The following is an 8,162-nucleotide window of genomic DNA, read 5'->3' on the forward strand; positions in this document are numbered from 1 at the left end:
AAATGGATGAAGAAACCCGAGTTCGCCAAGGCTTCTGGAGAGCCGGATGCACAACGAAAGGTGCACGTCCGGTTCGGAGAGCAGGCGTGGGAAACTGGCGGTGGAGACACCCCACAGCGCCCACGTCTGACTCTACTATGAGTCCTCGGCGCGCCCTTCTTGAACCCAGCAAACTGGGCCTTCTCGCCCGTCTTGCTGGGCGTATTTCCGGGCTTGCCGTGCTGGCTGCAGTTTCAGGGGCCACGGCACAGAGCATCAACGGGCTCGATCTCGAAGCCATTCGATCACGGAGCAAAGCCGACACCGAGGAGCTTGAAGCTCTTGTCGCGACGGCAATGAAACGGGCCGAGGCGCAGAGTGGGGCGGCAGAGCAGGTCCGCACGGACGTCAAACAGCGCTCCAGGCAGTGGCAGGACGCCCGCGCCGCGGGTCCGCAAGATGGAACTGTCGATTTTGCGGCGATCCTCGATGGTGCCGCGGCCAATGCGAGACTGCCGATGGGCGAGGGGCCCTTGCTGATCGTCTTTGCCAGCCTGTCGATGCCGCAAGCCTCTCTTCAGAATCTGGTGCGTGATACCACGCGTGCAGGAGGCCTGGTCGTTTTCAGAGGCTTCCCGCAAAACAGCGCCAAGGTCTTCACCAAAGGCCTGATGCGCGTGATCCGCAGCGAGCAGGAAGAGGCCCACATCGCCATCGATCCGCGCCTCTTCCGCGCCTTCCACGTCGCGGCTGCGCCCACCTTCGTGGTGGCACAAGGGGGCTACGAACTGTGTGACGGCCTCGATTGCACCAGCGCAGTGCCTGCCCATGCGCGCATGACCGGCAATGTCAGCCTCGCTTATGCACTCGAGAGCTTTGCTGCCGCCCATGAACCCAGCGCGGCGATTGCCCGGCTTGCGCTTGACCAGTTGGAGAAGGGGCAGGGGCAATGAAGGGCCGGGCACTGCTCGCCAGCCTGATGGTTTTGGGCGAACTCGCTGCGGCATCGAGCGCAGTCGCCCAAATCTACATTCCGCCACCCGACGACCTGGTCGAAGTTCTGCCGCCGCTGCCGACCGCGCCACCTCCAACGCTTCCTGAACCTGCTTTACCGCCAACCACAGCCCCAGCACCGATATCCGCTGCCCAAGCAAAGGAAGATGCGCGGCAAATGGGCGGCGCATTGCGGCAGAGCTACCAGGACCTGACCGCGGCGCCCGGCGCGGCAGCACAGATTCCGGGCCATTCACCCACCTACCCGCAGGAGACGCGCTATTACGACCGTGCCGACGCGCTGGCCTCAGACGGTGCCGCTGCAGCAAGTCAAAGCGATGCCTGGCGCACGGCCAATTCCACCTCGCGTCCACGCATTGCGGTGGGGCGCGAAGACCTTGCGCGCGCAACCGCAATCGCAAACGACCCGGTACGTTTTGTCGACGGCGTGGCGGCCGACGGGAGCGCCGGTGCCTGCACGGCGCTGCCGCCGGGGGCAGGTGCACCCGGCAGCGTGGAGATCACCTGCAACATTGGCGAAAGCATCGTCGAGCATGAACAGAGCTGCAAGACCACACTCGAAGTCAGGTTATGGGAAGCACTGGCCTATCAGTATGTCTGCGTGTCCTCGCCCACTTACGACGGCTGCAGGGCGTTGGCGGGTTCAGCGCAGTGCCAAGGCACCGGCACAACGCTGGTGCCCGAGTACGGCCTCACGGTCACCTCCTACAGTTGCGATGCGCCAGTCACCGATCCGGATGCTTTCCTTGTCGGCACAATCACTGCGCCACCGCCCGCTGGAGCATTCGAAGCGAGTGGCCACGTCTATCGCTGCAATCGCTCCGGGCTTTCCCAGGCTCTGAGCGTCGATCCGACCATGGGGGCACCGCTCCAATTTCTCACAGGCCTGCAGCAATGTGATGCAGGTCTGGGCATGCCGTTATGTATGCGCACGGATGCCATTTCTACCGGTCTTGTCGAGCGCGACCTTTGCCTTGCCTGGGATTTCGAAAGCGATCTCCTGGGCGGTGGCAAGCTGCGCTGTCTCGAAACCGCGCCCAAAGAGGAGGTCTACGCCTGCAGCGCCTTGGTCCCCGAACTATTGCCCGAGCAAAGCGAGACGCGATGGTTCACCGCGCAATGGACGGCCGGTCCATGCACTGCCGATCCGGAAAAATGCACAGCGACCAAAGAAATCTGCAGCGCCCCTGATGAAACCCGCGTGATAGCCGGCATCCCGGTGCGGCAAGCCTGCTGGGAAAAGGCACGAACCTCGCTTTGTCAGCAAGCCACCGGCGCGCACAACGACTGCGGCGTGGCAGAGGCCATGCCCGGATGCCAGCAGACGAACGAGGTCTGTCTCGATGATCCACCCGCACCTGATGGCTCATGCAAGGTCACCGAGCGCAGCTATTCCTGCCCTGTTCCAGGATCGGATCCCGAGCCTCAGCAATACCTTTGCTCGGGCGATATCTATTGCCTCAATGGCGATTGCGAGACGGTGGAGCGCGAGGCGTCGGACGAGTTCAAGGACGCGCTGGTCGGGCTCCATGCCCTGGGACAGGCCAATGCCGAATTCAGCGAGGATGACCTGTCGCTGTTCAAGGGAACACGCGAGACTTGCGCGAAGAAGATCTTCGGCATTTCGAACTGCTGCACGGGCAAGGGCGCGCCGATCCTGACGCCGTGGTTGTGCAGCGCGGCCGAGCAGAAACTCGACAAAAAGGACGATGCCGGACTGTGTCACAAGGTTGGGACCTACTGCTCCTCCAAGGTTATGGGCGTCTGCGTGACGAAGCGCGATGCTTACTGCTGCTTTGCCTCAAAACTGACCCGCATGCTGCAGGAGCAGGGCCGGGTGCAACTGAGCAAGCCTTGGGCTCCGCCCAAAAGCGAGAGCTGCGCAGGGTTCACCGTGTTCGAGTTCCAGCAACTCGATCTGTCCACCTTGAACTTTGCCGAGATCTACGCCGATTTCACCGAGGCCGCACGCCTGCCCGAAGAGGCGGCCATGCTGGTCGAGGTGCAGAACCGGATCAGCCAGTTCTACGGGCAGCCCCAGCCATAACCCCCTTCGCGAGCCAAATGAAAGGAGCATGCCATGCCACTGTCGACGACAAACTTTCGGCCCCTCTTTGCGACCGGCATGGGATTGGCTCTCGGGTTCGCATCGCAAGGGCATGCAGCTTCAAGCGATAGTGGCGATATCGAGATCCGGCGCGAAGCCGACGCGCTCTATTGTACCGAGCGGCAGCTCGGCACCTGGTTTTACTGCGACCCACCTGAGGGCAAGCCTGAAAACACCCAAACACCGACTTCACCCCGGGCAACACTGGCGGCCATCGGCACCGAACTTGAAGAACTCAAGGCAAAGGCAATCCTCGATCCCAGCCCCGAGAACGTAACCTCCTATATACGCTTCCAACGCGCTCAGCTCGATCGTTCCTCGACCTTCGCCGACGTCTGGCAACGCGTCCTATGGCAGGACCCGGGCCTCGACTACACCTTGCAGCGGCCGGTTTCGACACTGGGCAAGCGTGCCTGGATCGACCAGCGCAAGACCGACCGGGACCAGGTCATGGCCCAGCTCGGCCGCCGCTACGGCGTCTTCTATTTCTTCGCGTCGAGTTGCGGTGCCTGCGACATCTTTGCCCCGATCCTCAAGGCCGTGCGCGATCGCTACGCCCTGCCGGTGCTTGCTGTGTCGATGGACGGCGGGCCGTCAACGGCTTTCCACGATTACATGGTCGACACCGGGCAATACGAGCGGCTTGGGCTCGGCACAGACCGACAAGTGCCGGCCCTTGTCCTGTTCGACAGCGTGACGCGCCGCCCCCTGCCGATCGGCTACGGCATTCTCAGTCAGGACGAGATCCTCGACCGCGTGTTCCAGCTGACCACGGTCAAAAGCGGGAGTGACTTTTGATGAACAACCAGTTCTGCCGCCTCCGGGGCAGGAGCCAGCGCTTGGTTTGCGCTGTTTCAGCCAGTGCCCTGCTGTTGGGCATGCCCATGCCTGCAATGGCAGGGGTCGAAGGCGAGATGTCGAGCTTCATGAGCGAGATGGGTACTGCGACCAATGTCACTGGCCCCAGCGCCTATCGCGGGCAATCGGCAGGGTACTACTCGATGGGCTCGGTCTGGTCGCGCTTTCCGCAAAAGAGCATCCAGCCCTTCAATCTCGAGCTGCCGCACGCGCGCGCAGGCTGTGGCGGCATCGATCTGTTCTCCGGCTCCTTCTCCTTCATCAATACCGCCGAACTCGTCGCGATGATGAAAGCGACAGCCAACAATGCGCTCGGCTTTGCCTTCAAGCTCGCGATCGACACGATCTCGCCCGAGATCGGCAAGGTGATGGATGAACTGGCGCAGAAAGTTCAGCAGATGAACCAGATGAACATCGCCAGCTGCGAGACCGCGCAGGCCCTGGTGGGCGGCCTGTGGCCGACCAGCGACACGGCCTCCTCGGTGGTCTGCGAAGCGATCGCCAATGCCCAAGGCGCGGTCGCCGACTGGGCGCGAGCCCGACAGCAGTGCAACAACGGCGGGCAGCGCGAGAGCCTCCAGGCCGCCAATGCCGACCCCGCGATGGGTGAGCTTGCCGGCATGCCCAACAATTACACCTGGAAGGCGCTTTCCCGAAAGTACGGCGGGTTCGACACGCAATTCCGCGAGTTCCTGATGACGCTCGTCGGCACGGTGATCTATGATCCTGTCGGAAACGACGACAAGCCGCGGGTCCAGTTCATCGGCCCGGCCGACGCCGCCCTGATCAGCGCGATGCTCGACGGAACCGCGACAAGCCCGCACAAGATCCTGAGCTGCGGAAGTGACAGCGCGGCATGCATGCACCCTTCCGAAACGCAGATGGTCATCGGCCCCAATGCTGCGATCAAGGCGCGGGTGCGCACGCTCATCGAAAGCATGGCGCGCAAGGTTCGCGATCCTGGCGCTGCGCTCACGCCTGCAGAAATCCAGCTGCTCGGCATGGCCAGCGTTCCGGTCTACAAGATCATCACGGTCAGCGCCGCAGCCGAATTCGGAATCTCTGCGCAAGAGCTCAATGACTTGTCCGAGATCGTAGCGGTCGACCTCGTCACCACCATGACCATGCGCTTCATCGACATGGCGGTGAATGCGCGCTCGGACTTCAACGGGGCGGATGCGGATAGCTTGCGCGAATGGCGCGAGGGGCTTTACGAAACCCGCCGCAATTTCCTCGGGATCGCGGCGCGCACCTCGCAACGTTTCGACCAGACTTTCGCGCTGATCCAGCGCACGCAGATGCTCGAGAAGACCCTGCGCAGCCAGCTCTCGCCGCAGATGGCAGCAGCTTTGCGCTTCTCGAGGTCGCTTGGAACCCAGCTCCAGTAGCAACTGTCGAGAGGCAAAACCACGCAGAAGGGCGACACATGCTCGAAGTCTTCACGGTCGGCGGCGGGGAATTCCTCGTCAACACCTTCAACGCGGTGGCCGCCTGGACCGGATCGGGGGGCTTCCGCTCACTGCTGAGCGTCTGCATGGTCATAGGGCTTACTTACGCCCTGCTTATCACCGCGATGGACCTCGACTGGCGAGTGTGGCTGCGCTGGTTCATCCAGTCGACGCTGATTTACCTGGTGCTGATGGTGCCGACCGTCACGGTCAAGGTCACCGACCGCATCAACCCGCGCCTTGCCCCGGCGACGGTCGCCAACGTGCCGATCGGGCTCGGAATGATGGCTTCCTTTACCAGCCAGATCAGCGACTACTTCACCCGCACGGCAGAAACGGTCTTCGTGATGCCCTCAGCTCTTAACTACTCGACCGGTGGCTATGTCTACGGCGCAAGGCTGTGGGACAAGACCCGCACTTTCGAGCTTCGTGATCCGGTTTTTCGGGCTAATCTCGATGGCTTCCTCAAGCAATGCGCCTATTACGACATTCTCCTGGGCACCCGCAGCCTCAAGGTCTTGAGCGAATCCAGCGATCTGTGGGCTGAGCTCGGGGTCAATGCCGCCACCAATCGCGGCATGAAGTTCCTGACCGACACCGGTGGTGCGACCGACATCGAAGGCAAGACCTGTGCGCAAGCCTGGCAGGCACTCAATGCGCAATGGAGTACACAGATCGAGGCTGCTGCCCTGCCATTTGCGCGTAGGCTGTACCCCAAGCTTGCGGCGGCTGCGGCAAACAACAAGCTGGCAACCGATCTGCCGGTGATCTCACAAATGCTGACCGGGGCATCGGCGCCGCGCAACCAGATCCTGCGCCAGAAGAGCATGATCGATGCGTTTGAGGCTGCGCAACTGGATTTCGGGAACGTCGATTCCGATGCCTTCGCTCTGCAGCGCGCTGACATCCAGGCGCGCAATGCCATGACGACAGCGGCAGAGCAGGGACTTATCTGGATCCCGGTTCTCAATGTCGTCCTCACGGTCGTTTTCTATGCGCTATTCCCGGTGGTCTTTCCGCTGCTACTTTTCCCGCGGACAGGCATTGCGGCACTGAAGGGATACTTCGCAGGCTTCTTCTACCTTGCCGCCTGGGGCCCGATCTACGTCCTGGTGCACAGCTTCGTCATGGACCGGCTTGCGGCGCAATCGCGCGCCCTCGCCGGCGGCGGCGTGACGCTTGGCAATTGGTCCGGCATTGCAGGCGTGAACCAGGACATCGCGACGATGGCCGGGTTCCTGATGATGTCTGTACCGGTCCTTGCACTCATGGTCATGCGCGGGACATTGTCAGTTGCGCACGGCATGGGCTCGATGCTTGGCACCGCGCAGGGTGCAGCGGACGCCGCAGCCGCCGAACGGACCACCGGCAACTATGCCTTCGGTGACGTAAGCTACGGCAATCTCAACAGTGGCAATGTCCAAGGGTCGCAATGGAATACAGCGCCGAATCTCACGACCGGGGCCGCCCATTCTGCCGCTCGCGGCGACGATGGCCGGGTCTACCATGGCTACGGTTCTGCCCGGAACGTGGTCGATACCAGCGGCGCGATTTCCCAGTTGCCGTTCAAGGCGACGATGACGAGCGGCTATGCTGCGGACTTGCGCAACCAGGGGCAGTGGTACCTCAATGAAGCTGACCGGATCGAGAATAGCGTCTCGACGACGTGGTCGAGTTCCCGCGGGCATTTTGGCAGCACTGTCGCAGTAACGAGTGAGGTTTCAGGCCGCCGGCAGGAAAGTGGGCAGCGCACATCCGACACCAACAACTTGACAGGATCGGTTAACGTCGAGGCCGCCACTGGCCACTCCTCCCGACAGGTTTCCAGCAACGATCTGATCCTTCGCGAAGGTAATAGCCGAAGCTCAGGCAGGTTCGAAAACAGCATTTCCGGCCAGTCCGCCGACATCAGCGGAAATGCGTCTGCCGGCCTTGGACAAGCGGGAAGGGGAGTTGGCGTGTCTGTGGGAGCCCGAGGTTCGCTCTACGGCCGCCATGAAAGCGGTAGCGACAATCGATCAGCCCATGAACGGTCAGCCGCGAACCAGGTAACCAAAGGCGCAAGTGAGACCGACGAAACCAGTAATCGCAGCATCGTCAGCGGATCGAGCGGCGAAACGCGTTCCGACGGAACATTCGACCAGAGTTCGCAGTATGCGGATCAGAGCCGCTCCAATACGACAAGCAAGGGCAGTGACTGGCGCACGGCTGAAGCGGATGAGCGACGTGAAGCCGCAGCACGCTACAGGGAGATCGGCAATCGCATGTTGACCGAGTCGAGCTATGCGCAATCGCACGGCTTCCAGATTTCCGACGACCTGTCCAACGTTATTCAGGATCGCTATGAAGCTCTACGGCATGATCATCCGGAGTGGCACTTGCCGGATCTGTCCGACCCGAACTTGGGCTATCGTGATCTGGCAAGGCGTGATGCTGCAGTCACTCTGGCGATGGACGATCTGATGAGCGATCTTCGATCACAACGGATCGAAGAATTGTCCGATGTAAGGGCACTGGCAGGCACAGAAGCCTCGGGTCTCACGGCGAAATTGGAAGATCGCCAACTTCGTCCGCAGACCTAGCATTACAGTTGCATTTTCAGTTTGAGGTGGGCGCTGACGTGACCCCCAGCTTTCCTCCAGCTGGGATTAGAGCCGGGCGGTTGTTTTGCGCATCGGCGCGGTTGAAGCAATGGGCTGCGTAGCGGAGCCCGTAGGGCGTAGCGAAGCAGGCCATTGCTTATCCAGTTCGGCGGC

Annotated in this window: 5 protein-coding genes; all 5 read left to right on the plus strand. The window is 61.8% G+C overall.

The features are described from left to right. Positions 1-137 precede the first annotated feature (137 nt). From trbC to Q8R81_RS04590, 5 genes are read left to right on the plus strand one after another with little or no spacing between them, the layout of a single operon-like run. On the plus strand, positions 138-932 hold the full coding sequence (gene trbC / locus Q8R81_RS04570) for a type-F conjugative transfer system pilin assembly protein TrbC (protein WP_305616265.1): 795 nt from the start codon (positions 138-140) through the stop codon (positions 930-932). A gap of 26 nt (positions 933-958) precedes the next feature. Continuing rightward, positions 959-3,040, plus strand: coding sequence for a conjugal transfer protein TraN (locus Q8R81_RS04575; RefSeq protein ID WP_305616268.1), 2,082 nt, complete (start codon positions 959-961; stop codon positions 3,038-3,040). Between the two features lie 33 nt (positions 3,041-3,073). Further along, the gene (gene traF / locus Q8R81_RS04580; protein WP_371135306.1) at positions 3,074-3,898 is read left to right on the plus strand and encodes a conjugal transfer protein TraF; all 825 of its coding nucleotides are present in this window, start codon (positions 3,074-3,076) and stop codon (positions 3,896-3,898) included. Then, positions 3,898-5,346, plus strand: a complete 1,449-nt coding sequence (locus Q8R81_RS04585) for a conjugal transfer protein TraH (RefSeq protein ID WP_305616266.1) — start codon at positions 3,898-3,900, stop codon at positions 5,344-5,346. Before traF ends, Q8R81_RS04585 begins: the two co-directional genes overlap by 1 nt. Before the next feature lie 38 nt (positions 5,347-5,384). Then, a complete protein-coding gene (locus Q8R81_RS04590) occupies positions 5,385-7,988 on the plus strand; it encodes a conjugal transfer protein TraG N-terminal domain-containing protein (RefSeq protein ID WP_305616267.1) in 2,604 nt (867 codons plus the stop codon). Positions 7,989-8,162: the final 174 nt, after the last annotated feature.

The sequence above is a fragment of the Novosphingobium sp. genome (genome assembly GCF_030696665.1).
Taxonomy (GTDB): Bacteria; Pseudomonadota; Alphaproteobacteria; order Sphingomonadales; family Sphingomonadaceae; genus Novosphingobium.

Excerpts from the sequence above, each read along its gene's own strand:
- traF (WP_371135306.1), top strand. The coding sequence starts at position 3,074 with ATGCCACTGTCGACGACAAACTTTCGGCCCCTCTTTGCGACCGGCATG.
- Q8R81_RS04585 (WP_305616266.1), top strand. The coding sequence starts at position 3,898 with ATGAACAACCAGTTCTGCCGCCTCCGGGGCAGGAGCCAGCGCTTGGTT.
- Q8R81_RS04590 (WP_305616267.1), top strand. The coding sequence starts at position 5,385 with ATGCTCGAAGTCTTCACGGTCGGCGGCGGGGAATTCCTCGTCAACACC.
- trbC (WP_305616265.1), top strand. The coding sequence starts at position 138 with ATGAGTCCTCGGCGCGCCCTTCTTGAACCCAGCAAACTGGGCCTTCTC.
- Q8R81_RS04575 (WP_305616268.1), top strand. The coding sequence starts at position 959 with ATGGTTTTGGGCGAACTCGCTGCGGCATCGAGCGCAGTCGCCCAAATC.